2 protein-coding genes are annotated in these 1,422 nt (G+C 64.8%); both read right to left on the reverse strand.

Annotated elements, in window-relative coordinates; all coding sequences use genetic code 11:
• Positions 1-36 precede the first annotated feature (36 nt).
• Entirely contained in the window at positions 37-885 is an 849-nt protein-coding gene (locus tag EDF31_RS19745; RefSeq protein WP_131922793.1) for an IS3 family transposase, read from the reverse strand.
• The gene (locus EDF31_RS20440; RefSeq protein ID WP_173171128.1) at positions 882-1,205 is read right to left on the reverse strand and encodes a helix-turn-helix domain-containing protein; all 324 of its coding nucleotides are present in this window, start codon (positions 1,203-1,205) and stop codon (positions 882-884) included. The genes EDF31_RS19745 and EDF31_RS20440 overlap by 4 nt, the downstream gene beginning before the upstream one ends.
• Positions 1,206-1,422: the final 217 nt, after the last annotated feature.

Below are 1,422 nucleotides of genomic sequence, written 5' to 3' on the forward strand. Positions count from 1 at the left end.
TGAACCGGTCCCGGTTTGTTGGACCGTGAAGTCAGATTAGGCCGCGAGGGCGTGAGCTCGGTATTGAACCGGGCTCATGCCCTCGAGTCGTGCCTGGGAGCGGTCGGTGTTCCACCAGGTGATGTAGTCGTGGATCGCGGTGTCGAGCGTGGTGATGCTGTCGAAACGGGTTGGGTGGAACATCTCGGCTTTCAGATGGCCGAAGAAGTTCTCGATGATCGCGTTGTCGTGGCAGTTGCCCTTTCGCGACATCGACTGGGACGCGCCGGCAGCTGCCAGCAGCGACCGCCAGGACCGGTGCTGGTAGTGGATGCCCTGGTCCGAGTGCACCAGCGGTGCCGCCCCGAGTGCGGTGTGGAGTGCGTCGCGGAGCGAGCCGTGGGTGAGTTCCAGGGTCGGGGACGTTCCGGTTCGATAGGCGATGATCTGCCGGTCGAAGAGGTCCATCACTGGTGACAGGTAGAGCTTGTGCTCACCGACCCGGAACTCCGTCACGTCCGTGACCCATTTCTGGTTCGGCGCTGTCGAGGTGAAGTCCCGGTTCAGCAGGTTCGCTGCAACCTTGCCGACCTCGCCGCCGTAGGACGAGTATCGGCGTCGACGACGCACCAGGCAGACCAGGTCATGGCGTCGCATCAACGCCAGGACCGTCTTCTTCGCCACTGGCCCGGTCCGGCGGAGCTCGGCGTGGATCCGCCGATGCCCATACCGGCCCTTGGTGCGGACGAAGATCGCGCGGATCGCGTCCGCGGTGTCAGCGTGCCGGTCAGGTTCACGCGAGCGGGCTTGCTGGTAGAAGAACGTGGAGCGGGCAAGACCGGCGATCTGCAGCAGCGTCTGGAGTGAGTGTTCGGCCTTGCAAGCGGCAACGGCTGCGGTCTTCACCGACGCCGTTGCTGCGCCTGCAAGGCCCGCAATTTTCCCAAATACGCGTTCTCGGCCCGCAAGTACTCGTTCTCCCGCCGGAGTCGTTCCAGCTCGCTGAGCTCGGTGTCCGGCTTCGCTTTCGGGCGGCCCGTTGGGCGCGGCCGGAGGGCGTCCTCACCGTCCTTGCGAACCTGGTTCGCCCATTTGCGCAGCAGCAGCGCTGAGGAGAGCCCTCCCTCGGAAGCGAGCGCATCGGCTGGTTCCCCGGCAAGGAAGCGGCGCACGAGGTCACGTTTCACCTCGAACGAGTACGAGCGTCTGGGGGAATCCACGAGCACCTCCGGACCATGCAGCAACCACCGTTGATGCAAGCGTCGCACCGGTTTCCGTGTCACTCCTAGCCGACGAGCCGTCGCCCAATCACTCAACCCCCGACCGAACCACTCCACCGCAGCCACCCGCTGCGCACTCGTCAACGACGACGCGGTACCACCCACACGAACCATCCCCGGATCTCGAACCGACTAATCAGTCCAAGAACCGGGGACCAGTCCA

It is taken from the genome of Curtobacterium sp. PhB142 (genome assembly GCF_004341255.1).
Lineage (GTDB): Bacteria > Actinomycetota > Actinomycetes > Actinomycetales > Microbacteriaceae > Curtobacterium.